Origin of the sequence: Pseudobacter ginsenosidimutans, from assembly GCF_007970185.1 — a bacterium.
Taxonomy (GTDB): domain Bacteria; phylum Bacteroidota; class Bacteroidia; order Chitinophagales; family Chitinophagaceae; genus Pseudobacter; species Pseudobacter ginsenosidimutans.
Window position 1 is genome coordinate 949,163 of the sequence record NZ_CP042431.1, and the last position, 24,199, is coordinate 973,361.

The 24,199-nt window shown below is 43.9% G+C and carries 29 protein-coding genes and 1 tRNA gene; 20 read left to right on the plus strand and 10 right to left on the minus strand.

The window, feature by feature from the left end:
- Window positions 1-14 precede the first annotated feature (14 nt).
- The 12 genes from FSB84_RS03655 (at window position 15) to FSB84_RS03710 (ending at window position 10,118) form a co-directional block, all read left to right on the plus strand.
- Window positions 15-812 (plus strand): HipA family kinase, encoded by a 798-nt coding sequence (locus tag FSB84_RS03655; RefSeq protein WP_130542851.1) that lies wholly within the window; start codon window positions 15-17, stop codon window positions 810-812.
- Entirely contained in the window at window positions 790-1,173 is a 384-nt protein-coding gene (locus FSB84_RS03660; RefSeq protein ID WP_130542850.1) for a DUF3037 domain-containing protein, read from the plus strand. The genes FSB84_RS03655 and FSB84_RS03660 overlap by 23 nt, the downstream gene beginning before the upstream one ends.
- A 97-nt stretch (window positions 1,174-1,270) precedes the next feature.
- Window positions 1,271-1,969 carry a M949_RS01915 family surface polysaccharide biosynthesis protein gene (locus FSB84_RS03665; RefSeq protein WP_130542849.1) on the plus strand — a complete coding sequence of 233 codons (699 nt, stop codon included), beginning with the start codon at window positions 1,271-1,273 and terminating at the stop codon, window positions 1,967-1,969.
- A gap of 53 nt (window positions 1,970-2,022) precedes the next feature.
- Window positions 2,023-2,787 carry a hypothetical protein gene (locus tag FSB84_RS03670; protein WP_130542848.1) on the plus strand — a complete coding sequence of 255 codons (765 nt, stop codon included), beginning with the start codon at window positions 2,023-2,025 and terminating at the stop codon, window positions 2,785-2,787.
- A 33-nt stretch (window positions 2,788-2,820) separates the two neighbouring features.
- The gene (locus tag FSB84_RS03675; protein ID WP_130542847.1) at window positions 2,821-3,402 is read left to right on the plus strand and encodes a hypothetical protein; all 582 of its coding nucleotides are present in this window, start codon (window positions 2,821-2,823) and stop codon (window positions 3,400-3,402) included.
- A gap of 277 nt (window positions 3,403-3,679) precedes the next feature.
- The gene (locus FSB84_RS03680) at window positions 3,680-4,861 is read left to right on the plus strand and encodes a M23 family metallopeptidase (RefSeq protein WP_147122043.1); all 1,182 of its coding nucleotides are present in this window, start codon (window positions 3,680-3,682) and stop codon (window positions 4,859-4,861) included.
- A gap of 15 nt (window positions 4,862-4,876) precedes the next feature.
- The gene (locus FSB84_RS03685) at window positions 4,877-5,326 is read left to right on the plus strand and encodes a YbhB/YbcL family Raf kinase inhibitor-like protein (protein WP_130542845.1); all 450 of its coding nucleotides are present in this window, start codon (window positions 4,877-4,879) and stop codon (window positions 5,324-5,326) included.
- Between the two features lie 80 nt (window positions 5,327-5,406).
- Window positions 5,407-6,120: a 2OG-Fe(II) oxygenase gene (locus FSB84_RS03690; RefSeq protein ID WP_130542844.1), complete on the plus strand. Its 714-nt coding sequence runs from the start codon at window positions 5,407-5,409 to the stop codon at window positions 6,118-6,120.
- A gap of 101 nt (window positions 6,121-6,221) precedes the next feature.
- The gene (locus FSB84_RS03695) at window positions 6,222-7,232 is read left to right on the plus strand and encodes a zinc-binding alcohol dehydrogenase family protein (protein ID WP_130542843.1); all 1,011 of its coding nucleotides are present in this window, start codon (window positions 6,222-6,224) and stop codon (window positions 7,230-7,232) included.
- A gap of 202 nt (window positions 7,233-7,434) precedes the next feature.
- Window positions 7,435-8,616, plus strand: coding sequence for a tetratricopeptide repeat protein (locus tag FSB84_RS03700; protein WP_130542842.1), 1,182 nt, complete (start codon window positions 7,435-7,437; stop codon window positions 8,614-8,616).
- Between the two features lie 66 nt (window positions 8,617-8,682).
- Window positions 8,683-9,690 carry a bestrophin family protein gene (locus FSB84_RS03705; protein WP_130542841.1) on the plus strand — a complete coding sequence of 336 codons (1,008 nt, stop codon included), beginning with the start codon at window positions 8,683-8,685 and terminating at the stop codon, window positions 9,688-9,690.
- A gap of 44 nt (window positions 9,691-9,734) precedes the next feature.
- Complete coding sequence (locus FSB84_RS03710; protein WP_130542840.1) at window positions 9,735-10,118, plus strand: acyl-CoA thioesterase; 384 nt, start codon at window positions 9,735-9,737, stop codon at window positions 10,116-10,118.
- 15 nt (window positions 10,119-10,133) lie between these two features.
- On the opposite strand, the gene FSB84_RS03715 is transcribed toward FSB84_RS03710, so the two are convergent.
- Window positions 10,134-11,579, minus strand: a complete 1,446-nt coding sequence (locus tag FSB84_RS03715) for a hypothetical protein (RefSeq protein ID WP_130542839.1) — start codon at window positions 11,577-11,579, stop codon at window positions 10,134-10,136.
- A gap of 295 nt (window positions 11,580-11,874) precedes the next feature.
- On the opposite strand from FSB84_RS03715, the gene FSB84_RS03720 reads away from it, so the two are divergent.
- Window positions 11,875-13,794, plus strand: coding sequence for a tetratricopeptide repeat-containing sensor histidine kinase (locus FSB84_RS03720; protein ID WP_158643768.1), 1,920 nt, complete (start codon window positions 11,875-11,877; stop codon window positions 13,792-13,794).
- Between the two features lie 29 nt (window positions 13,795-13,823).
- On the opposite strand, the gene FSB84_RS03725 is transcribed toward FSB84_RS03720, so the two are convergent.
- Together FSB84_RS03725 and FSB84_RS03730 are read right to left on the minus strand one after the other, a co-directional pair.
- Window positions 13,824-14,201 carry a hypothetical protein gene (locus FSB84_RS03725; RefSeq protein WP_130542837.1) on the minus strand — a complete coding sequence of 126 codons (378 nt, stop codon included), beginning with the start codon at window positions 14,199-14,201 and terminating at the stop codon, window positions 13,824-13,826.
- A gap of 57 nt (window positions 14,202-14,258) precedes the next feature.
- Window positions 14,259-14,450, minus strand: coding sequence for a CsbD family protein (locus FSB84_RS03730; RefSeq protein ID WP_130542836.1), 192 nt, complete (start codon window positions 14,448-14,450; stop codon window positions 14,259-14,261).
- A gap of 290 nt (window positions 14,451-14,740) precedes the next feature.
- On the opposite strand from FSB84_RS03730, the gene FSB84_RS03735 reads away from it, so the two are divergent.
- Window positions 14,741-15,349, plus strand: a complete 609-nt coding sequence (locus FSB84_RS03735; protein WP_130542835.1) for a hypothetical protein — start codon at window positions 14,741-14,743, stop codon at window positions 15,347-15,349.
- Between the two features lie 4 nt (window positions 15,350-15,353).
- Window positions 15,354-15,779: an ester cyclase gene (locus FSB84_RS03740; RefSeq protein WP_130542834.1), complete on the plus strand. Its 426-nt coding sequence runs from the start codon at window positions 15,354-15,356 to the stop codon at window positions 15,777-15,779.
- A gap of 25 nt (window positions 15,780-15,804) precedes the next feature.
- Here FSB84_RS03740 and FSB84_RS03745 read toward each other — a convergent pair whose 3' ends face one another.
- Window positions 15,805-16,206: a DoxX family protein gene (locus FSB84_RS03745; protein WP_130542833.1), complete on the minus strand. Its 402-nt coding sequence runs from the start codon at window positions 16,204-16,206 to the stop codon at window positions 15,805-15,807.
- Between the two features lie 97 nt (window positions 16,207-16,303).
- On the opposite strand from FSB84_RS03745, the gene FSB84_RS30915 reads away from it, so the two are divergent.
- The 3 genes from FSB84_RS30915 (at window position 16,304) to FSB84_RS03760 (ending at window position 17,330) form a co-directional block, all read left to right on the plus strand.
- On the plus strand, window positions 16,304-16,468 hold the full coding sequence (locus FSB84_RS30915) for a winged helix-turn-helix transcriptional regulator (protein WP_225979971.1): 165 nt from the start codon (window positions 16,304-16,306) through the stop codon (window positions 16,466-16,468).
- Window positions 16,469-16,577: 109 nt separating this feature from the next.
- Window positions 16,578-17,120: a DUF2975 domain-containing protein gene (locus FSB84_RS03755; RefSeq protein ID WP_130542832.1), complete on the plus strand. Its 543-nt coding sequence runs from the start codon at window positions 16,578-16,580 to the stop codon at window positions 17,118-17,120.
- Between the two features lie 3 nt (window positions 17,121-17,123).
- Complete coding sequence (locus tag FSB84_RS03760; RefSeq protein ID WP_130542831.1) at window positions 17,124-17,330, plus strand: helix-turn-helix domain-containing protein; 207 nt, start codon at window positions 17,124-17,126, stop codon at window positions 17,328-17,330.
- A 209-nt stretch (window positions 17,331-17,539) separates the two neighbouring features.
- Here the strand turns inward: FSB84_RS03760 and FSB84_RS03765 are convergent, their stop codons facing one another.
- Both FSB84_RS03765 and FSB84_RS03770 read right to left on the minus strand, forming a co-directional pair.
- Complete coding sequence (locus FSB84_RS03765; RefSeq protein WP_130542830.1) at window positions 17,540-17,863, minus strand: nuclear transport factor 2 family protein; 324 nt, start codon at window positions 17,861-17,863, stop codon at window positions 17,540-17,542.
- Window positions 17,864-17,881: 18 nt separating this feature from the next.
- Window positions 17,882-18,676, minus strand: coding sequence for an SDR family oxidoreductase (locus tag FSB84_RS03770; RefSeq protein WP_130542829.1), 795 nt, complete (start codon window positions 18,674-18,676; stop codon window positions 17,882-17,884).
- 124 nt (window positions 18,677-18,800) lie between these two features.
- On the opposite strand from FSB84_RS03770, the gene FSB84_RS03775 reads away from it, so the two are divergent.
- The gene (locus FSB84_RS03775) at window positions 18,801-19,223 is read left to right on the plus strand and encodes a winged helix-turn-helix transcriptional regulator (RefSeq protein WP_130542828.1); all 423 of its coding nucleotides are present in this window, start codon (window positions 18,801-18,803) and stop codon (window positions 19,221-19,223) included.
- A gap of 813 nt (window positions 19,224-20,036) precedes the next feature.
- Window positions 20,037-20,909, plus strand: coding sequence for a DUF7003 family protein (locus FSB84_RS03780; protein ID WP_130542827.1), 873 nt, complete (start codon window positions 20,037-20,039; stop codon window positions 20,907-20,909).
- 350 nt (window positions 20,910-21,259) lie between these two features.
- On the opposite strand, the gene FSB84_RS03785 is transcribed toward FSB84_RS03780, so the two are convergent.
- The 4 genes from FSB84_RS03785 to FSB84_RS03800 all read right to left on the minus strand — a co-directional run bounded on the left by FSB84_RS03785 (window position 21,260) and on the right by FSB84_RS03800 (window position 24,178).
- Window positions 21,260-21,346, minus strand: a tRNA-Ser gene (locus FSB84_RS03785).
- A gap of 31 nt (window positions 21,347-21,377) precedes the next feature.
- Complete coding sequence (locus FSB84_RS03790; RefSeq protein ID WP_130542826.1) at window positions 21,378-22,151, minus strand: TatD family hydrolase; 774 nt, start codon at window positions 22,149-22,151, stop codon at window positions 21,378-21,380.
- A 362-nt stretch (window positions 22,152-22,513) separates the two neighbouring features.
- Entirely contained in the window at window positions 22,514-23,191 is a 678-nt protein-coding gene (locus FSB84_RS03795; RefSeq protein WP_130542825.1) for a polysaccharide deacetylase family protein, read from the minus strand.
- A gap of 54 nt (window positions 23,192-23,245) precedes the next feature.
- Entirely contained in the window at window positions 23,246-24,178 is a 933-nt protein-coding gene (locus FSB84_RS03800; protein ID WP_130542824.1) for an ARPP-1 family domain-containing protein, read from the minus strand.
- Window positions 24,179-24,199 lie beyond the last annotated feature (21 nt).

Consider the following 24,199-nt stretch of genomic DNA (forward strand, 5'->3'; position numbering starts at 1 on the left):
GCTCAATTTCCACTATGCATGCAAGTGAAACCAGTCTGAGAACTGTGCGGGTGACTCGTTATGTTACACCTCTGCGCGAAGGAGGATCACTGCCGGCCATCGCCGAAGCAGATGATGGCTTCCTGTACGTACTCAAATTCCGTGGAGCAGGACAGGGCGTGAAAGCCCTTGTGGCGGAACTGATCGGCGGAGAAATTTCCAGAATACTGGGCTTGAAAATCCCTGAACTGGTTTTCGCTACGCTGGACAGCGCCTTTGGCCGGACCGAACCGGATGAAGAGATACAGGACTTGCTGAAATCCAGTACAGGATTGAATCTGGGGCTGCATTACCTTCAGGGCGCCATCACCTTCGATCCGGTAGTGAACTTTGTTGATCCCATACTGGCATCGAAGATCGTGTGGATGGACTGCCTGCTCACCAATGTAGACAGAACAGCACGCAATACCAATATGCTGATCTGGAACAAAGAGCTCTGGCTGATCGATCATGGCGCTTCCCTCTATTTCCATCATTCCTGGCAACAGTGGGAAGAACAGGCAAAGAAACCTTTTGCCATGGTGAAAGACCATGTACTGCTACCTTTTGCATCGGAACTGGAAAAAGTGAATGCTTCACTCCGGGAATTGCTTACTCCGGAAAAGATCAGGAGCATCGTGAACCTGTTGCCGGACGACTGGCTCAATACCTGGAGCTCAGGAGAACCACCCCAACAGATCCGCGAAGTGTATTATAATTTTCTTATCACCCGTTTGGCCTCATCGGAAATATTTGTAAAAGAAGCGCAGCATGCAAGAAGCATACTTATTTGAGTACGCGGTACTCCGCATAGTACCGAGAGTGGAACGTGAGGAGTTCCTCAATACAGGCGTGATCCTGTATTGCAAAGACCTGCGCTTCCTGCAGACCATCATCACCATCGATACCAATCGCTTGCTCACCTTTGCCCCCAAGCTGGATATCGAAGAAGTGCAGGCGCATTTGCAGGCTTTTGAGCAGATCAGCCTTGGCAACCCCGCCGCCGGCCCCATCGCCAAACTGGATATGCCCAGCCGCTTCCGCTGGCTAACCGCCACCAGAAGCACTGTAATTCAATCATCAAAAGTACATCCCGGCCTTTCCAAAGACCCGCTGATAACCCTGCAGAAACTGCACGCACAACTCGTTCTCTGACCCATTGACAATCTTACGGCAGCTTCGTAACTTTATAGTGCAACGTTTACATACCAGGCAATCCCACTCTATTCTCATCAACCTAAACCAGCTTGCGATGAAAAAGATTTGCCTTTTGCTAACACTATTGGCTGCCTGTCAAATGGCAGCACAATCACAGGTGAACAGCGAGATCATGCCCGCTGCTCAAACCTCCTGGCTCACAGACAGTCTGAAACAGCTCTTCCGCATTCAGTACCCCGTCAATAACGTTTACCGGTACACTGACAAATCAGGCTCCTACTACTGTGTGCTCACAGAAAGCAGGGATTCCATTATTCCATCTAAAGACACATTCCATTTCAGGATCAGGGCCGTGAACCTGAAGCAGGAATCCAGCGGCCAGTTCAGTAAAGTATGGGATATGAGCGATTACATATTACAGAAAGACCAGCATGAATCCAATATCTGGTTCTGGAACCAGTACATCGCTTTTGAAGACCTGGATAAAGATGGGCTCACCGATCCCGTTATCGTATACGGAACCGCCGCCACCAACGGCACCAGCGATGGCCGTGTGAAATGCATGGTGTTCTACAAAGGCGAAAAGATCGGCGTACGCCATCAGAACTCCCTGGAACAGAATGAGCGGAATACCACGGTAGACAAAGCTTTCTACAATCTTCCCGCCGCAGTACAATTGTCTGTTGCCCGCAGATTGGAAGATATGGTAAAACAACAGCAAGCTGTTTTCTCTTCCGGCTGGCAGAAAGCCATGAAGAGCAAAAGGACTTATTTTGATGAAAAGAACCAATAATGCTGCGTTTTGCCGGATTGGTTTGTCAGGAGAAAAACCCGGGCAACCTCCTTATGAAATTCATTCTCTCTTTGTGGCTGTTCCTGACCGTTAGCATCGCTCATGCACAGAACCGGTTTTCGCTGGAACAAAAAGAAATTGGTATGAGCATTTACGTGCCCTGGCTGAACAATATCCGGTACTTCGATTACTACTACAAAAAACCCGAAGCCCTCACAGGTTTTAATGGCCTCGGAGCGGGAGTCTTTTATCGGGTCAATGCTTTCAAATATTCGCTTAATGCCTCTCTGATACAAATCCAACTTGCCCCCTGGGGTAATTATGCAGCGGGAACCACCAGGGAACCTATTGTAAAAACGATGGGCATCGATGCAATGGTGCATTATGCCCCCATTGATCATTTACAACTTGTGGGCGGTATCAATTACTACAATCTTCATTTCAGACAACCTCTCAATTACGAAAAAATTGTTTTGAAAGAAAGCGATGCCAGTCTCGGATTGACCTTTGGCATAGAAGGAAGATTGGCGGACCCGGTGAATTTTGGATTGTTTTACAGACCAGCTATTATTGGCCTGGACAACAGGTTCCGTTCTTACTCTATTTCATTCGAGCTCCGGGCAGACCTGGCATTCTGGAAATCCCCCCGCAAAGCGAGGCCCTTCAGAACTACTCCACCCAGAGTAATACCAACAACAACAACTCCCGGTGGAAGACGGGTGCCCCTGAAAAGGTCAGGACCTCCGAAATCCCCAAGGCCCACAAAAGAGCAGTCGGAAAAAAATCTACCACTTCGTGTTATTGTCCCGCAATCCTGAAGCCGGTAAATTTGCGCCCACAACAACACCGCCATGAAGCATAGTCCCCGTGCATGGTTGCCAGGTATCCTCCTGCCTGCAATGATGCTGATCTTTTTTGCATTGTCCGCCTGTAAGAAAGGCGACGAAAGCCCACAGCAACCGGGACAGAATACCAACATGAATGCAGGAACAATCAACGTCACCAATAATAATTGGACATATCCGGGCAACTACTCAGGCAAACATTCCGGCAGTTCAATATTCCATTCCACCAAATACACAGACATTCCTGCGCCGGAGATCACCGAAGAAATTGTAAAGAATGGATTGGTGCAGGTGTACTTCAATCCCTCCGATGATGGCAGTTTTATCTCACTGCCCTTCCGGCTGGAAAGCATCTCACACAATTACAATTTTTCCTTCGAATACAGCAAAGGGAAAATCAGGGTGCATTTCTATTTCACTCCCAATCAACATAGTGGTACGCTGCCATCTCTCGCCAGCACAACCGTGAAGGATTATGTTTTCAAATACATTGTTGTGCCCGGCCCCATGAGTATCAAAATGCAAAAAGATGGCATTCGGCTATCCGAATACGAAACAGTAACGCAATATGCATCAGTAAATCATTGAAGATCCTTTGTAGTAGGCCTTGAAAAAACAAGCCCGTTGCTTCTGCAGCGGGTTTGATCTTTTTAGGCCTTCAATTCTGTAGAACTGTTTACTCAGGCAATGCCATATTCCGGAACTACAGCAGGCATCAGGTTTGTACCGGAATTTTTATGGCTATAAGGATTATCATAGCAATGATCTGTTACCTCCCTCTTTGCTGGATACTTTCCGCCTGTAAAAGCAATATGCTCGCATCCGGTAAGAGTCCGCAGGAATCTTATGCAGACAGGCTAAAAGAATGGGACTCGACAGCAGCGCCATGGGCGCCCGCTGGTTTGAAGCCGCAGCAAAAAGCCTCTCATCTCCACTGCATATTCAGCTTCCCTTCCGCGAAACAGGATTCTTCAGCCCGGACAATCCACTGGCATTCGGATACAGGATCGATCTGAAACAGGGACAACGGCTATCCATCAACGTGAGTGGACGATCCAACCCTTACGGAAAAATATTCATCGAGCTCTGGGGGCCCGGCCGCAGGAACAATGGTCTGGAATTACTGGACTATGCCGATTCTACAGGAAAGCTTGGCTATGAAGCCGGCTCTGACATTTCACTGATCCTTCGCTTGCAATCCGAATTACTGGCGCCGCTTTCTTATGATTTAGAAATTACTGCCGGCCCATCACTGGCATTCCCTGTTTCTGGCAGCGGCAATAATCATATTGGCAGCATCTGGGGTGATCAGCGGGATGCTGGCGCACGCCTTCATGAAGGCATCGACATCTTCGGGAAAAGAGGCACACCTATTCTCGCCGCATCAGAAGGAAGGATCACCTCCGTCCGTGAAGGAGGACTCGGAGGCAAAACAGTCTGGCTCCGGCCTTCAGGAAAAGACATTACGCTCTACTATGCGCATCTCGATTCACAATTGGTGGAAGCCGGACAACGGGTAAGTACAGGCGATACTGTCGGTTTGCTCGGTAATACCGGTAATGCCATCAATACTCCACCACATCTTCATTTCGGTATCTATGGAAATGCCGGGGCAGTAAATCCGATCTATTATGTAAGAAAAGAAACAGCCAAACCTGCTGCAATCACCGGTAATGCTGCATGGCTGGGAAAAACTGCGCGGACAAGTTCAAGGCAATCGCTGCTGACCACTACGGGCGCCAAAACAAACGGTCCTGTTCTGGACAAAAGCACGTACCTTGTTGTTACAGCAGTTACCGGCGCTTATTACAAAGTGCAACTGCCAGACAGATCGGAAGGATTGATCCCTGTAAGCGCTGTTACTTCACTTGAACGGAATATAGAAACCATTTCAAACCCAAAGCCCGCTCCGTTATTGTTTGCACCCCTTGCGGGATCTGCAATTGTTACAAGCAATCCGCCATCCACCCTTCCCGTAAAAGCCAGGTTCAATGGCTTTGCCTATGTTGACAACGGCAACCTGCGCGGATGGCTGCTCATTCAATAATTCAAACTAACAGATATGGCAACAGCTTCTATCAGCCTTACCAGCACAGCTTTTGAACACGGAGGCCTCATCCCGGATAAATTCACCTGCGATGGAGAAAACACCAATCCACCACTCACTATCGGATTACTGCCTGAAGGCACCAAAACACTCGCACTGATCTTCGAAGACCCTGATGCGCCAATGGGCATCTATGCTCACTGGATCGTTTGGAATATCGCGCCAACGGATATCATCAAGGAGAACAGCCGGCCAGGCATCAGTGGCATGAACAGCTCCGGCAAAACAGGCTACACGGGCCCCTGTCCACCCGACAAAGAGCATCGCTATTTCTTCTATCTTTTTGCACTCGATACAGATCTTGACCTACCCGAAGTTTCCACCAAAGGCGATCTCTCTTCTTCCATCGTTAACCATATACTCGGAGAGGGCATACTGATGGGCAGGTATGACAGAAAACGCTGACCCCATCTTCCTTGCCGGATCAGCAAGAATCAGGTGGCCCCGCCTGTTCCATCCTCTTACATTTGATCAAAACAGATCATATGGAATCTATTGCAAACAGACTGGGTGCACTGGACTGGAACATTATCAGGGAGGATTTACACAGAAAAGGATTTGTAACAGTGAAGAATGTTTTGAATGATGATGAATGTAACGGGTTGATCCAAAATTATTCCACTGCCAGCTGCTATCGCAAAACGATATTAATGGAACGATATCGTTTCGGATTGGGCGAGTATAAATATTTCAGTTACCCACTGCCTTCACTCGTTCAAACATTCAGAGAACAGGTATACCAGCATATTGCTCCCGTTGCCAATCAATGGATGCGCGAAGCAGGAATAGAAAAACAATTTCCCCGCACACATGCAGAGATGATCAGCCAATGCCACCAGAACCAGCAGCTTCATCCCACGCCATTGATCCTGAAATATGGGAAAGATGGTTTCAATACATTGCACCAGGATCTGTATGGCGATATTTATTTTCCTATACAGATTCTGTTCGTACTCAATCAGGCAGGGCGGGATTTCACCGGTGGAGAATTTGTGATCACGGAGCAGATCCCCCGCGCACAATCAAAGGCAAATGTTCTCTCCCCTGATAAAGGCGATATGGTTATTTTTACTACCAGCTTCAGACCTGTGCGCGGCTCAAAAGGATTCTACCGTGTGAATATGAAACATGGCGTCAGTCCCCTGCATTCCGGAGAACGGTACAGTATGGGTATTATTTTTCATGATGCATTGAGCTGAGAACGGTATGAAGAAAAATACAAGGTTGGAAAAGTGATGAACAATTTATCTCTGGTCTGCGTTACAGGCAACAGGTATTCACCCGAAAAACGAATTGTATAATGAAAGCAATAGGATTTAAAACATCGTTACCCATCAGTGAAGCAGAGAGCTTTATTGATTTCGAAACAGACAAACCAGTTCCGGCAGGTCATGACCTGCTGGTGAAGATAGCAGCCATTTCCGTGAACCCGGTCGACTTCAAAGTGCGGCAGAATTCGGCAAAAGACAAAGTGCTGGACATCCCCAAAGTGATCGGCTTCGATGCCGCCGGTGTAGTGGAAGCAGTGGGGGATGCAGTCACTCTCTTTAAGCCCGGCGATAAGGTCTTTTATGCGGGAGACATCAACAAACCCGGCAGCAATGCAGAGTTCCAACTGATAGACGAACGCATCGTGGGCAGAAAGCCCGCATCGCTCAGCAATACCGAAGCAGCAGTGATGCCGCTCACTTCCCTCACTGCATGGGAGCTGCTTTTCCATCGCATTCGTATCAATGAAAAAGACAAGGGAAAATCCATCCTCATCATCGGTGGCGCCGGAGGCGTAGGCAGCATCGCCATTCAACTGGCAAAGAAAATTGCAGGACTCACAGTGATCACTACTGCCAGCCGCCCCGAAACCACTGCATGGGCGAAACAGCAGGGGGCTGATCATGTAGTGAACCATAAAGACCTGGTGAATGAAGTTCGTAAAGCAGGTTTTCAACAAGTGGACTTCATTCTCGATCTCGTTGATACCAACGGTTATTGGGATGCTATGGCCGAGTTGATCAAACCACAGGGCAGCATCGCTTCCATCACCGGTTCGCAAACGCCCGTGGCACTCATCAAACTGAAAACGAAAAGTGTTGCTTTCTTCTGGGAATCCATGTTTACAAGATCAACCTTTCAAACAGAGGATATGATAGAACAACACCATATCCTCAACAAAGTAGCCGAACTACTGGATAATGGAACTCTGAAAAGCACGCTGAACGAGACTTTGGAGGGATTGAGCGCAGCCAATATCAGGCAGGCGCATCAGCAACTTGAAAGCGGTAAAACCATCGGGAAGCTGGCCATCCGTTTTTGATCTTTTTATATTATTCCATAAAAATAGCGTTGCGAGAGCAGCGCTATTTTTTGCCGGCAGCCCCGGCCTGTAGTTTTTCTTGTTGAATAGTTTTCTTCAACACAATCCCATCATAAGATTCATGTAAAGGTTTTACCAGTAATCTGTAAATTAAGATTTTTTACTTTTCTTGCAACTATCTGAAAACCGGTCAACCTGCAATATGCCTTATTCCCAAAGCCAAACAGGACTGAATAATATTCAGTCTATTCTTGAAGAGGCCTGTATTCTGGCCAATCGTTTCAATCATTCGCTTATTGAACATGACCATATTCATGTGGCCATGCTCCGTACCCCCAACCAGGCAAGTGAATTTTGCCAGGGACCAGATGCAGAAGAATTGACAAGCAGGCTACAGCATGATTATCCTTCAAATGGGGCAGGGAACGCAACTATAGCGATGTCACTTTCAGAAATGAGCAAACACGTAATGCAACATGCGGAGATGATCGCGGTTTCGTTTGGTGCTAAAACAATCAGTAGCGTGCATCTGTTGCTTGCATTACTCAGCGTCAACGGCCCGGTAACTGATGCATTCCTCAGGGCCGGGATCACTTATGAAGATATTGCAGGACATTTATCTGCTAACCCACCTGAAAAGCTTTTCCCTCCGATTCCCGTCCACAGGAAAAAGGATTATTCTTTCTGGGAAAAACTAATAATGGAAAAACAAAAAAAGGACAAAGAACTCCGCAGCTTGTATTCCTCAGGGGTTGCTCTCGCTGTTTATAGCAGGTTTGAAGAATGCCTTTCCATTTGCAAAATAGCGCTGGGGCTTGATCAACGCAATTATAGTTTCAGGAAATTGAAAATGGATTGCCATATCTGGATGCGTGATTTCAATAATGCACTTCCTATAGCCGTGGATCTGTACATGGAGCTGCCGGACCAACAGTCCAAAGCAGATCTGGCATTCACTTATGCTGAGATGGGAAGACACGAAGATGCACTGAAATTGTATCGAGCAATGATCGAAGATCATCCCGATGACGATCATGCGCTGAACAATCTTGGTTTTAGTCTTCAGCAACAGGAAAAATACCAGGAAGCGATCCCTTTTTACGAAAGAGCTATTGCCGCCAATCCACTCAATGCATTCCCTGTAGATAACCTGGGCTTTGTCCTTTACCGATCAGGAGAAATTTCAAAGGGTTTGGAACTGATCAACCATTCACTTGAAATGCATAAAGGAAATGCCTATGCTTACAAATACAGGGGGATCATTTTTATGGAAACAGGTAACAAGGAAGAAGCGATCCGGAATTTCAAACTGGCGCTCAAATACCATTACACAAAATTATACGGAGATGAAGTTGTTGACCTGTTGAAGAACCTGGAAGGATAATTGTACAAACCCTATTCACCGGAATCCGTTCTAATTTCGTATTTTCAGCAGAAGCCTTTTCAATACATGCATACCGGAAGACGTTATACGCCATTGGAGTTTGCTATCTGGACAAGGAAAGATATCCTGTGGATGCTGATCCTGTCTACCATCCCAACGATCCTGTACGTACTGGGATGTAAATTTTTGGCATTACCCTGGCAACCGATCGCTATCGTAGGTACGGCAGTGGCCTTCCTTGTTGGCTTCAAGAACAACGCCAGCTACAACAGGATCTGGGAAGCAAGACAGATCTATGGTTCTATCATCAACGACAGTCGCAGCTTCGCATACACACTTCGCGACAATGCAGGAGGGAAAAATGCAATAGCCGTCAAAAGAATATTCTACCGGCATTTTGCCTGGCTTACGGCATTGAGGTTCCAGCTCAGGGAGCCACGCACCTGGGAAAATCAAACAACTGAAAGGTTTGCCGAATTCCGCAAGAACCATTATTCAGTACCCGAGGCAAACAGCAAAATGGAAGATGAACTGAAAGCTTATTTATCTGAAGATGAGCTGGAATACATTCTTTCAAAAAAGAACAAAGCAACTCAGCTCACCGCCATTCAATCCGAAGAACTGGGCCGCATGAAAGCAGCAGGAGAGATCAATGATTTCCAGTGGAACTTATTGCAGCAATCCATCATCAAACTCACAGACGACCAGGGAAGAGCTGAAAGGATCAAAAACTTTCCCTATCCCAGGAATTTCGCTTCCATCACTACTTATCTTCTTTTCATTTTTATATTATTGGCTCCCTTTGGATTGTTGAAAGAAATGGAAAAACTGGGCGATGGTAGTTTCCTGGAAGGATACACTATCTGGCTCACCATTCCTTTTGCCACCATCGTTACCTGGGCTTTCCATACGCTCGACACGGTAGGAGAAAGCAGTGTGAACCCTTTCGAAGGCAGCGCCAATGATGTTCCAATCACACAGATAAGTCGCATGATCGAGATCGATATGCGCGATATGCTGGATGAGTCATCGCTTCCGGCGCCGATCAGTCCGAAGAATAATATAGTTCTCTGATAGCATTGATGTAACTTGCTCCGGAAAATAAGAACCACTTACCAATGACAATCGAAGAAAGAATTGCACAGGCCGAAACGCGCGTTACCAAAGCCGTGTTCCCGGATACAATGAATCATCACAATACCATGTTTGGTGGCCGGGTGATCATGATGATGACAGAAACTGCTTTCATGACCGCCACAAGATTCTCGAGGAAAACTTTTGTGATGGTAAGCAGTGGACAAATAGACTTCAAAAAACCTATTCCTGCAGGCACCATGGTAGAACTGGTTGGCAATGTTCATAAGGTTGGCAATACGAGTATCCAGATCCAGGTGGATGTTTTCCTGGAACACCTGCACCAGGATGGAAGAGAGAAAGTGGTAAGCGGTATCATTACATTCGTGGCCCTGGACGAGAACAGCAAGCCCACTCCTATTCTTTGATGAACAAACAGGTGCTCAGTTCTTTCTTTTGAATCCTGTAAATATTCCGGATCCGGGATAATTCGCATCGTTCATGAAAAGCACACGACCATTTTTCATAGCAGAAAAATATACATCGCAGGTTTTCGGTTTCCCTGAAATATCAGAGAAGAACAACTGCCAGTTGTTCAGGGATTTAAGACTTCCCTTTCCTTTGACCTGCACTACACCGGTTTGACCCATACCAGAATTGGCGCCTACCAAATTCCAGGTATAGGTTTGCCCTTTCCCGAATACGAACCACTCAGAACTCGTAATCGTACTCATGCCTGCGTAATTACCAGTATTACTATTGTAGTAAAATGAATTACTGGCAAAATGCGAATTCCATTCTCCTGTATTGTTGAGATCGGATAATGCCACAGCAAATTTATTGTAGTTGGACATCTTATCCAGTTTATCAAAAACTTCTGCATCTGCCTTCACCATTTGCCCCTGACTATTGTTGACAACATAACCTCCTGAATAATTCATAACGGCCCAACGGATCGATTCGGGATCGAATCCAAACTCCTGGACAAACGTTTGATTATCGGGCGACAAAACCTCCAGCCATCCATTCCCTCTTCTGAATAACACTACAAAATACTGCCGTCCACTCTGGATCTCAGTGGCATGGCCTGTTCCAAAGTATGGCCGGCTATAATCCTGCACATAACTGGTCTTGTAATTTTTCAAGTCTTTGAATCTCGGCTTTATCAAAATATCCCAAACAGTGTTGGTCAATATCTGAGGGTCTGCAGGAAATACCGTTTTTTCATTCGGGTAGTGAATGAGTACTTTCATACTCCCTTTTGCTACTTCCACCCAATCCTGTTGAATTGTTGAAATCCAGCCATCATCGAATTTCGTTTCATTGAACTTATAAACTGTGTTCAATGGTTTTGAAGATGTGATGCTTTGTTGTTGTGCTGCCTCACTGCTTTGGGATACAGGCTGGCTGGTATTGTAAGTGGTTCCCATTGTAGCTATGAACTGAGCAAACTCATCAAGAAAAGGTTTGGCAGTGGCATTGCAGAGCACACTCACGCAAACCTGTTTATTGGAAAAAGTGGTCAATACAGTGGCCACGTTGGCACCATTGTGCTGCCACACTCCTGACCCGCTTATCATCTTCCATCCCCCGGGCATTTCCTGTGCGGATTTATTCATGGCTGTTTTGAGTTGGAATGGCTTTGCGATCAGTTCCTGCCAGTCTTTATCGAAATCGGTTTGTGCATCACCCGATGAAGCAGTATGCCTGTAGATAGCAATCTGAGCCCAATTGCTGCCTTCGATCTTTGAATATAAAATATTGGATTCGCTTTTTTTCTCCTTCCACCCTGTAAGGGACTCGTAAGTGACAATATCATAGGTCTTCGTTTGACCAACAGCGTGATCAATAGTAAGACCCAAAAGAACAAACAGGAAATACCATTTCATTTTTACAGTTTTTAGAGCTGAATATTGCTTTTTGTGTATATTATCGTCGAAAAATATCCTTCCGCGAAAACAAAATTGTTGATCCATCGACTCTTGTACAATACCACAAACCTGTGATTTTAAGGCATGGAGAATCACCTGAAAAGGGGATAACCCAATGTTGCAGAAAAAATAAATTTACTGTATAAAGCTCCCTGTTGCGCTCTGTGTATTCCTGCTCCGATTTATGCCGGCTCCCGTGTATACACAAACAGGGAACGACAGTCTGCTGAGCAGGATGGCTCAAATTCGTAAAATGCCACTGGATACTGCCCAGATAAACATGTTAAGGAAACTGGGATCGGCAATCACAGAAAGCGACAGCAGCTTGTCCAAACAGTTATTGCATGAAGCGCTGGCTAAAAGTTTGAAAGTGGGAGAAACGAATACCATTACAGATTGTTACCGGATACTGGGCGTATGGCATAGCAGCTTTGATCTGAAAGACTCTGCCCTTCTGTATTACAGGCTATCCCTGCAATCAGCCCGATCGAATGGCAATCTTTACCTGGTAGCCGGAGCACAATTCAACATAGGAAATATTTATTACTGGAAAGGCATGTACGATAGTTGCATTCATTATTACCAGGCAGCAGCACAGGTATTTGAAGACCCCGAGATCCTGAAAGATAAAAGCATCAGTGAAAGACAGATCGATCGAAGAAAATCCGATCTCTATGGTAATATGAGCTCTGTATTCAATAGTTTGAAAAACCTTTCCAAAGCAGATGAGCACATAGATAAGGCAATAGCGATCTCTAAAAAATATGATTCGCCTGCCGCAGCCGATGCACTTGCATTCTATATGCAGAGCAAGGCCGATAATTATCGGGCAAATGGTTTTCCCGAAAAAGCATTGCGCACCCGCTTGCAGTTTTTACCGCAAATGCGGGAAGGGCAAAATGCAAAAATTTACCTGCAGCAATCATATCAGAACATTTCACAGGAATATTTCGCATTGGGAATAACAGATTCGGCACAATTGTTTGCGGAAAAAAGTTTGCAACTGGCAACAAACATACAAGTGCCGGCAGCAATAGCAATAGCAATCGCCAATCTGCAACCGGGAAGAATAGCAATGGATAGAAAAGAATACAAACTGGCAACTGGTTATTTGTCCAAATCCAGGGATTACTTTGAAAATGCCTCCGACCCTTTAGAACAACAAAGCTATTATGATGTGATGCGTCAGCTTTCTTTCCAAACAGGCAACTACAAAGAGGCGTATGAATATTTCGAAAAGTATAAAAGTGTAAACGACAGTTTGCTGCTAAGCGAAAAAACGAAAGAATTTGCAGAACGGGAAATGCGGTATGAAACTGAAAAAAAGGAAAACCAGATCCAGTTACAGCATAGTCAGATCAAACAAAAGAATATCCTCAATTACCTGCTTATTGGAAGCTCGGTGGCGCTGGCGATCATCCTTTTACTTACGTATCGGAATTATAAGAACCGCCAACAATTGCATCAGCAACAAATACATGAACTGGAAACAGAAAAACAATTATCATCTACTCAATACCTGTTGAAATTACAGGAAGATAAAAGGAGCCGGCTTGCCAAAGACCTGCACGACGGCCTTGGCGGATTATTGAGTGGAGTAAAACTTCAACTGGGAGCAATGAAAGGAAACCTCATTTTGAGCGCAGAGAATGCAATAGCCTTCGACAGGGCTTTGAACAAGCTGGACGAATCCATTGGTGAAATGCGCAGAGTAGCACATAACATGATGCCGGAAGCATTGATCAAACTGGGCCTTCGACAAGCTGTGCAGGATTACTGCGATGGTTTGTTGCACAATCAATCCTTCCTCATCAATTTTGAAATGCATGGCCTGGAGGAAAGAATGGACAGTTCTGTAGAGATCGTTTTGTACCGTATTGTGCAGGAACTATTGAACAATGCCGTAAAACATTCGAATGCAAGTTCGATATTGGTACAGATGATGGGACAGAATGATGGTCAAATTACCATTACAGTGGAGGACAATGGCAAGGGCTTTGACCTGGATAAAATCGATCCGATGAGATCCGCGGGTATCAGGAATATTGAGTCCAGGGTGAATTATCTGAATGGGGCGATGAATATCAAGTCTAGTTCTGGAAAGGGACATCGGTGTATATTGAGTGCAAGGCGAAATTTCTTTGAAAAAAGCCTTCAAATCCTGAAGAAATGAAGGCTTTCGTTTATTATCGGATTCAATTTTTACCTGGTACAATTCGCTGTCCAAACCGCACCATCTTTTGCATATCCTATTACCAGACTGCTGGCTGTGATACGGATCGCTTTCGCTTCACCTTCCTCAATTGAGATCACGGCATTATCGCCGTCCTTTCTGAATCTTACGCCGGTCAGATCAGGAATACCATCGGAGAATACAAAATTATAGTCACTGCCTGTTTTTACAACAGTTACACTTCCGTTATCGCTTGATTTGTTTTCTCCTTCTTTCGTGTAGCTTACGCTTCCCCGGTAGGTTCCCACAAAGAGGTCGTTATCAGCAGGGTCATCGTCCTTGCTGCAACCTACGAAGATCAGTCCGGCAGTAAGCAGGAGGGATAAGCAAAGAATGTATTTTTTCATGTGAATGTTTTTAAATGATGAACGAAGATTACTCAATTACCCGGTGGCAATAGTTGTTTACAGGTCTTCAATCCATTGGATCACCTGCTCCTTTGTCTGACCGGTCTTCTTTTGTAAGCGGCCCAGCAATTCATCTTCTTTTCCTTCTTCGTAGAGCAAATCATTATCAGTAAGATCGGCATATTGTTGCTTTGCCTTACCCTTCACTTCGTTCCAGGTTCCTTTCAATTTCAGTTTCCATGATTCCATAATATCAGTTTTAAGTTTAACACATAATCGTATATCGGGCCGGATAGGAAATTAATAGCCCAACTTCGATAGCGTAGTTAAAAAAACTGTGCCAGCTCCCATTGGGAAAGTAATGGAGGTTATATATCTTGTAATGCCAATTACATACATTCACCATGAACAAGTTTCCCGTTTTACTTTTTTCTATATTAATATCGGCCTGTAACATGCAAAAAAAGGATTCCCCAATTCTGAATTTTGTTCTTTTAGGCAACGATTCAATTGCGTGCTATTATGGGAACAGCACCGCAATGAATGATTTACGTTATGGAAGCCTGACCAATCCAAAGTTCATTGATAGCATCCTGGTTACAGCCAACAATCGTAAACCTGTTCAGATCAGGGTAAAGCGCAATAGCAGTGATAAGCAAAATGAAAACTGGGCATATTTGGATACAATATTGCATAGAAACAATTTTCCCAGCAGCCAACCCGATACCCTGGATATAAAGGAACAACAGTTCTTCAGAACACCACCTGGATTCCTTTCAACTGCAGCACCACAAAAAAGCGAAGTGAAGCTATTCCTACCCAAAGGCGAATCTGAAAAAGCCAATTATGGCTCCAACGTACTGAAGGTTGTGATGCTTCCAAAAAACGATTTATACGCATACAATAACAAGAAATTAAAAGAGGGAAAAAGATATACATACAAACAGCTTCAATCACTACTGTCTTCCAGAAAATCAGAAAAGGATTTCTTTGTTTTGGTGAAACCCACCAAACAAACCACATATGAATCTACAGTAGCAATGCTCGATTTGCTGGGAGGCGAAGAAATAAGAAATTACAAACTGGTGGACCCCACAAAAGAAGAAGAAGACTTTACGAAAATACTATTGAACAATAATTCAAAGTAGAATTATGAACAGCTCTAGCAATATCAACAAAGCTGAAAGGAATAAGGCTAATTACCTTGCTGCTAAAAAAGCATTTAATGAAAAGGATATTCCGGCTTGCCTTGGATTTTACACCACTGATCATATTGTAAAGTCAATGCCAGCCGAAAAAGGACGACAAGTGATACAGCATTTTTTTGAACAACTGCATAACACCTGGGGCGATCTGAAAATTAATGTTGAACATGTTGTAGCCGAAGACAATTGGGTAATGGGAAGAAGCATAGCAACTGCTATTCATTCGCAAACAGTGATGGGCGTAGCCCCCAGCAACAAACAGATCACTGCTTCTTTTTGGGACCTGCATCTTTTCAATGAAGAAGGATTGATTGCAGAAACCTGGAATCTTATAGATAACGCCGCTATTATGAAGCAAATTGGGCTTCTATAAGAACTAAAATCACTTTGGCGGTTTCTCAACCTTTTTTAAGAGTGAATCTCGCTTTTGATTGCCTGCCCCACGCAACAAATGCCGCCATAACAATCACTACAACATTGAAACCGATCTCATTTGCTTCCCCTCTTGAAATATGAAAAATACTGGCGGCAACCATCAACACTATGGTTCCGTAAGCAGCATAGATTGTCAGTGGAGGTTTAATGCGAAGCAAGCCTGGCAATATGATCCCAAAACCGGCCGATAAATCAACTACACCTGTAATCAATGAAAGACCAGGATTTGTCTTTTTCCAGAGGAAGGGTAGATTTTCCGTGAGAAATATTTTCATAAAACCTGCCCATATAAAAATTACTGCTAAAAGTATTTGAACTACCCAAAGGATAATATTCAAGGTTGCTGATGTTTTGTATTGTATCATCTCATACTTATTGTTTTCATTGGCAGAAAGTCCCAAACGGTTTAAGCAGATCGCAAAAGAAGTGACTGGAATTACCGATAAGACTTTATCAAAATAGTTGAAGAGCCTGGAAGCAAATAAACTTGTGGTGAGATCTGTTTATGATACTTTTCCGCCTACTGTTGAATATTCGATAGCGCCATATGGATTATCGCTGGAGAAGGTATTGGATGAGCTTCATTTTTGGGGGCTGTCCCACCGAAAGAAAGTCATTGGAAAATAAGGAGCCAGGCAAACAAGCAAGCCCTTTGAATTATTAAAAAATAATAAACATTTATTGAATTACGATAAATATTTATTATTTTAGCTTATCCTTCATTAAACCCAAATGTATGAAGACAAGAATTGGTACCCGTAGGGTATTTATTATATTGAATATACTTTCCTGGATCATTTTTATTGGCCTGTGTGTTGTTGCAGGTAGCTGTATTTTCAATGGGATTTATTCATTAACGATCAATGCAGCGGGCGCTGACTATTTTCAATTAACGGATCTTATCCGGTATAGTCGCGTACATTTTGTTTCATTACTCTTAATCATGGCCATTACAACCAGCCTGCAAGCTTATCAATTTTATCTGATCGTAAAAATAATGATGAACAAGAAGCTGAATATGTCTCAACCATTCAGCGTAGATACCTGGCGTTTTCTGATGCGGATCGCTTATCTCTCTCTGGGCAGCGGACTATTTTCATTTGTAGGTAGTGAATATGTAAAATGGTTAACAGAAGAGGGAGTGCAAATGCCCGGCCTCGAGCGCTTACATTTGGAAGGAGCCAGTATCTGGTTATTCATGGGAGTTGTGCTGTTGGTGATAGCGAATATTTTCAAAAGAGGAATAGAAATCCAGACTGAAAACGATTTAACTATTTAAGCAATGCCTATAATTGTGAACCTGGATGTAATGATGGCCAAACGAAAGATTTCTTTGAACGAGCTTTCAGAAAAAGTAGGCTTAACGCTGGCCAATCTTTCTATATTGAAAACTGGCAAAGCAAAGGCTGTGCGATTCAGTACGCTTGAAACGATCTGTAAGGTGCTTGACTGCCAGCCGGGAGATATACTGGAATACAGGGAAAGCTAATTATTGGTCTCTCCGCAAAGCGGGCGAATCAGTAGATTCACCCGCTTTGCGGAGAGCAGGGGACAACTTTCGAACCTTTTTGCCCAAGACTTATTAAAAATTACTGAATTCACAAATAAATAAAATCACCGATAGTATTGGGCATACCTTGATTCATGATCTGACATTTGGGGAATGATCTATTCAGCCTTGCCTTGCGGCCCTCAATTTTATCCGGTTACTTTTAAAGAATCGATGAGATCGTACTTCAGTACCATATGAAATTGCAATACTATGGGACTTCCGGGGAATGTACCGGACACCTCAGCGGTCAGTAATCCGTTTGATCCGGTTTCCTCATACTTAAGAGGTTGCATGAAGGATTTATATTGCTCATTCGCATGTTCGATCCATTGGCGTATCTCTACTTTGCCGGTGTACGTCTTTCCTTCGTCATGAACGGTGGCCGTTTCGGTGAAGCAGGTTACGTAAGCCTCGCTGTCGTAGGTGTTCTGCGTCTCTACAAATTGCGCTATTAATTGTGGTAATTCCATGATTGTAAGATTAAGTTTTTAAATAGTCGGTACCGTTCCGCCGTCGATGACGAAATTTGTTCCTGTTAAGTAATTGGCTCTTGGTGAAACTAAAAAGCCAACCAATTCGGCTACTTCTTCCGGTTCGGCGGGTCTGCCGTAAGGTATTCCACCCAATGCATCCATGACACTTTGCTGCGCTTCTTCTACAGTACTATTTGCATTTCTTGCAATCTCGCCCAACCAGGCTATCGATGCGGTTGTATTTATCCAGCCTGGCGAAACAGTCAGCACGCGGACACCTTTTGGCGTAACTTCATTTGATAAGCTTTTACTGTAATTGATTAATCCGGCTTTTGAAGCAGCATACGGCAAGGTAGAATCGTATAACGGCAATTTGCCCTGGATGGAAGCGATGTGAATAATAACACCACTTTTCCGATCGATCATTTGCGGTAAAAATCCCCTATCAAGCCTGACAGGAGCAAGTAAATTAGCTTGTAGGGTTGATATCCAATCCTCATCATTCAATGCTGAAAAACCACCGGCGGGTGTTGATGAAGCACCAAGGTTGTTTACCAGAATATCCAGCCTGCCATAAGTTGACAGTACTTCGCTAATTACTTTTTGCGCATCCTCTCCTTTGCTCAGGTCAGCAGGAATAAAATAAAGGTCTGCATCTGGCTGTTCGGATTTGTTCCTCGCGGTAATAACTACTGTTGCACCAGCGGCCTTTAAGCGTTCTGCGATTGCTTTTCCCGCACCCTTTGTGCCTCCTGTTACTAAGGCTATTTTACCGGATAATTCATTGCTGTAATTGAATTGCTGTTCCATTTTTTTTGTTTGTAGCACAAATCTCGATAGTACGCGGATAGCAAACAATTACGGGCTTACGAATCAAATAGGGATAAATTTATCCGTAATGATCCCTTATTGGGTTTGCCGTATATTCGTATTTATGTACATAAAAAAGACTACTCCGACGCTCAATTGCGGACTTGATCTTGTTGGTGAAGTATTGTATGGCAAATGGAAGATCCGTATTCTTTGGTTCATCCATATAGGCAACTTGCGGCCAAGTGAACTTCAGCGGAAAATTCCGAATGTAACAAGACGGGTGCTGAATGTGCAACTGAAGGAACTTGAAGATCATGAATTGGTTACTAAAACGATCTTTCCGGTATTGCCTCCAAAGGTGGAATACCGTCTTACAGACTTCGGTGAATCTCTCATCCCCTTGATTCAATCCATTGGTCTTTGGGGCGATGAGCACCAGGAGCGGCTACGCAGGGTTATTTTGAAGCACGATGGGCAATCATCAGGTGAACTTGATAATACTTATGTGGAAGATACGCCCGTTCGCGAGGCTTTGTCTCGTTAACAAGCTAACGATTCAATGGAGAAATAACTGCTACCCTACCATCAAGACATTGCCGCACATATGCCAAGCCCTCTGGTGTTAGATTTCCAACCACAGTAAATGGAGCCCGATCTGACCTCTTCTTCAATAAATCATCTGCAAAATAATTATTGTCATATGTAATCTGCCAGCGATCACCATTTTCATTCAGAGTCTCAAAAACTTCAACTTTGTTCTAAATTTTTACTGTGAGGCACTTAGGAGATATAACGACCAAAGAAGACCTGCAAAAACTGATATTTCCTGAAGGAATTGTTTATGATTGGGAAAAGAACGCATTTCGGACAAGTTCTATGAACGTCGTTTTTCACCTAATTGCTAGTTTCGCAAAACCTAATGAGAATAACGAAAAAAGGGACAATTTATCTATCTGATAAATTGTCCCTTTAGCGGACTGTAGATTACAACTTTCGAACCGGTTTATGGAGGAACTCAATGAGATTGCAGATTTTCACAATAAGTATTTGATGAAGTTTCAAAAGGAAAGGTGAAAAAGACATATGTGTCGGTGATCGGGATTGGGTTCGAACAAAAAAGCCTTTTTAAACTTTCTATTGGATGAATTTATAAATGAATATTGGGTTAACGATGATCAATCCGTTAAATGAACTATATGTGGGTAAAAGCTGCTAAGAATAATGTGTATTTCCGCAATATGCACACAAAAAACGCAATAGATAGTCTTTGAATTACAAATCTTTTTTTAAAAATAGAATACATTCGTATTATACGGCAATACTAACGTTTCCCGTTATTGTATAGCGACATTCTACTATGATTACAGAAGGACAAATTCTTGCAAAACTTGACGATTATAAATTAGGCTACTACTGCCAGTTTGTAGAGTTAGGGCATGTGTATTCTTACCTTATTGATAGCAGACTTAATATTTTCAAAGGTGACAATGACAGCTGGGCTATTGCAGCCGAACGATTAGGTTATAACCCGCGAGGTAGTGGCATTACGCTTGACATATGTTTTTTCGGAAATTGCCTTACAAACCTGGAACATTACAACGGGCAAGACACAAACTATTACACTGTTTCCCCGATTGAATGGAATGACTTCAACGATACAGTTGACGGCGAAGTTCTAAAACCCGACGCAAAATTTTGGACTATTAGAGGTATACAAATTGAACTCTCACACAAAAAGCAAGATTATCTTAATGCTGGAATTGAACTTAATGAATATGAACCGGATGAAATTTCGCTAGAAGAAGTTGGCAGATTACTGATAACAAAACATCGTAACTTATTTAGAGCAACTGACGAGGAACTTTATAAATCAATCCCAAACAGTCTCAAGAAAATATTGGTAATAGACGAATGGTATCATCGTGACTTCACTGAAATTGTTCAGCCGACAATGAGTGACGAACAATTGCGGTCAACTTATGACTTCAACAAAAATCTTGCTGGTGGAGAATATCCATTAAATTATGAAACGTTTGCTTCTATGTTCAGGCAACAAGAAAAATTAACAAGTAAGTACAATCAAAATCAATATCAGGACAACCGGCCAAGTTCTTATGAAACTTGGCAATTGATTGCTAAGGTTATTGCAACTGGTGATACAACTTTATATAAACCGACATTGAAACCTAATACTCATTGGAAAAATTGGCCAGACTCAGGAAGTCTGTAAAGACAAACGACAGCAGGCAACAGGCAGTTTTGCATCAGCAAGGGGCGACGAATAAATACCCATCTTAGTGTTACTATCAACGGTAGTGCAGGTTCGACGGATAAATCCCTGCTTCCGTTCTTAATATTTAAACTTCAAAAAGTCAGGTATCCGTTCCGGGCGGATAGAATTCTGATTCTCACCAACGGCAATATCCATCCGTTGGCAGTCTCACTAATTGTTTATACCATTTCGAAGTCTATAATTAACTAATAATCAGTCATTTATTTATAACGAATCAAACTTGTCAAAATATTTCGAACGCAAAAACGCCTTCAAATCAAAGACTTGAAGGCGTTCCTTTATTTCAGCGGAGAGGAAGGGATTCGAACCCTTGATAGGATTTCTCCTATACACACTTTCCAGGCGTGCCAGTTCAACCACTCCTGCACCTCTCCGGGAAGGGGTGCAAAAATAAGGTTTCCCTGATTACCCCCCGAATATTTTTTCTGCATTTTTTGAAGTGATCCTGGCCACTGTCTCCGGATCAGTGTTTTTCACTTCCGCCAGTTTATCAATTACATACTTCAGGTAACTGGGCTCATTCCTTTTGCCACGGAAAGGAACGGGTGTAAGATAAGGAGCATCCGTTTCCAGCACCATATGTTCAAGATCGATATTCGCCAGTGCTTCTGCCAGGCCAGCATTCTTATAAGTAAGCACACCGCCGATGCCCAGGTAAAATCCAAGATCCACTATCTGCTGCGCCTGTTCGGCTGAACCTGTAAAACAATGGAAGATGCCACGCAGTTTACCGAACTGGTGCTCCCGCACAATCTGAATGGTATCATCCATCGCATTCCTGCAATGGATCACGATAGGAAGTTCATACTGCAATGCCCATTCGATCTGTTGATGGAAAGCCTCAACCTGTTCCTTCAGAAATTTATCGCTCCAGTAATAGTCCAGTCCGATCTCTCCTACCGCGGCAAATTTCCTTTTGGCCAGCCATTCCTCCACCAGTGCGAGCTCCTTCTTATAATCAGCTTCCACTGAACAGGGATGAAGCCCCATCATGGCGAAACATTTTCCGGGATAATCCGCTTCCACTTTCAGCATCTGTTCCAGGCTCTCACTGTCAATAGCGGGTAGGTAAAATTTAGTCACACCCTCTGCAGCCGCACGCTCCATCACTGCCGGAAGGTCGGACAAAAAGCTGTTCACGTATAAATGGGTGTGAGTATCAGTAATTTGTATGTTCATAAGAAGTCAAAATTCACAAAAAAATCGAAAACGGGAAAAACTCAGAAGCGGTCACCCGCAGACATATAAGAATTATGTATGAGATAATAAAACTCCATATAAAAAAATAATTCGCCATTTAATTTTAAAAAATTGATTTCCGACAATGTGACGGAAAATGACGGTCCGCGCAAAATTGCGACCCCGTTAAATTACTTTGGTTAAATCAAAAAAGTTTATACCTTTAATCCAGTTTTCATAGGGTACGGATTAAAAACGGGCCAGGGTTTCTACCCCGGCCCAACTTATTTATAGTCCTTCTCAATCAGCAAAATCTCACGCTGATCCGACAAATTTTCAGGCCATTAAAAAAAAATTAAACTTTAACTAACAACTGTTTCGCCATCGTTAGAGGCAGGGATTGTTTCGAAACGGAAACCCTGTTCTGAAAAATAGTGCAACACTTTCGGGAGCGCTTCACGCATTCGGGGAAATGCCTTCTCACTGTCGTGGAATACTACAATGGAACCAGGCTCTGCCTTTGCGGTTACATTGAACGCACAGCGATCGGCAGTGATGCGCTTATCAAAATCCGCACTTAGCACATCCCACATGATCACTCTGAATTTTCTGCCGGCCTGCTTATAGGTATCGGTGCCGGTCAGCACTTTAGACTGGAACTGTGTGATCCTTCCATAAGGCGGACGGAAAAGATCTGCATCTACATACCTGGCGGTTTCAAGTATGTCTTCGATGTATTTCGTATCGGACGTTTTCCAACCGTTGAGGTGATTGAAAGTATGGTTACCGGTGCGATGCCCTTCATCGAGTATCCGTTTGTACAATTCAGGATACTTCACCACATTTTTCCCGATACAGAAAAAAGTGGCCATGGCGTTCCATTGCTTCAGTGTGTCCAGCACATAAGGAGTGGCTTCGGGATGGGGACCATCATCAAAAGTGAGATAGAGTACTTTGTCCTGTTTCTTCACTGGTATTTTCCAGGTACAGCGGGGGTAGAGTTTGCGCAGCCACCACGGTGTTTTTACAAGGTAGTACATACTTGATAGTCTATATAACAAATGTACCTGATTTCGCCGGGATATGCCTGACTGTTATTCTCCAAAGCCGGTGATATGGATCACTCTTTTTTCGTGGGTATAGATCTTGCCATTCTTTTTCAGGTGTTCTTTCTGTTCTTCTTCACTGGTGAGTTTTGGAGCGAGATAACTTACAACTTTTTCATCGGTGACCGATGGCGTTTGTCCATGCAGGATAGCTTCTTCAATATAGCCATGCAACAGCGCATCGAGGGATGCATCAAAGAGTCCTTTGCCGGCAAAGATATCGCAGCCGATGATCCTGTTTCCACTGATGCAGATCATGCCCACCACACTTGTATCCTCTTTCATGAACTTATTGTGAAAGTATTGCTGGTACTCGTTTTGCGGAACCAGCATTTTTTTATCATGCCGCTGCGCCAGGTAAGCCAGCGAAGTAGAATGAAATCCATTTCCCTGCAATTGCCGGTCTATCTCCTTCCACACCAACACCTGGTTACTGGTAGTACCCAGCACCTTCCTCAGTTGGGTATTGGCATAGTTGTTATACACGAATTTCTTTTCCTTCTTGCTCCACCTGCCTTCTTCCACACACATCACCGGAACATACTGGTCTTTTTGGGCAGGCAACAGTATAGTGTCTTTGGTGATCATCCTGTCCTGCCTTCCTCCCATGATCACTTCACCGGAGCCTATGAAAACGGGAACGCCTGAATTGTTATTGATCCGCAGCCAGTGTACGTTCTCTGTTGCGGCGGTTCCTCTTTCGGAAATAACCACTGTTCCGGCTGCAATTCCCTGGCTGAGTGAGATGATCGCTTCCCGGCTGCCATTGCTCCCGCCGCTTTTCAGCCTGACGGGAATTATTTTGAGATTTTTGTAAGAATGGGCGCTGTCGTAGTCCACTTCCAGGGTTTCATAGGTAAGCTGCGCCCTCAATGTGGCGAAGCAACAAATCAAAACCAATATGATCAGCCCTTTTCGCATTGTAGTAATAACGATGTGGAA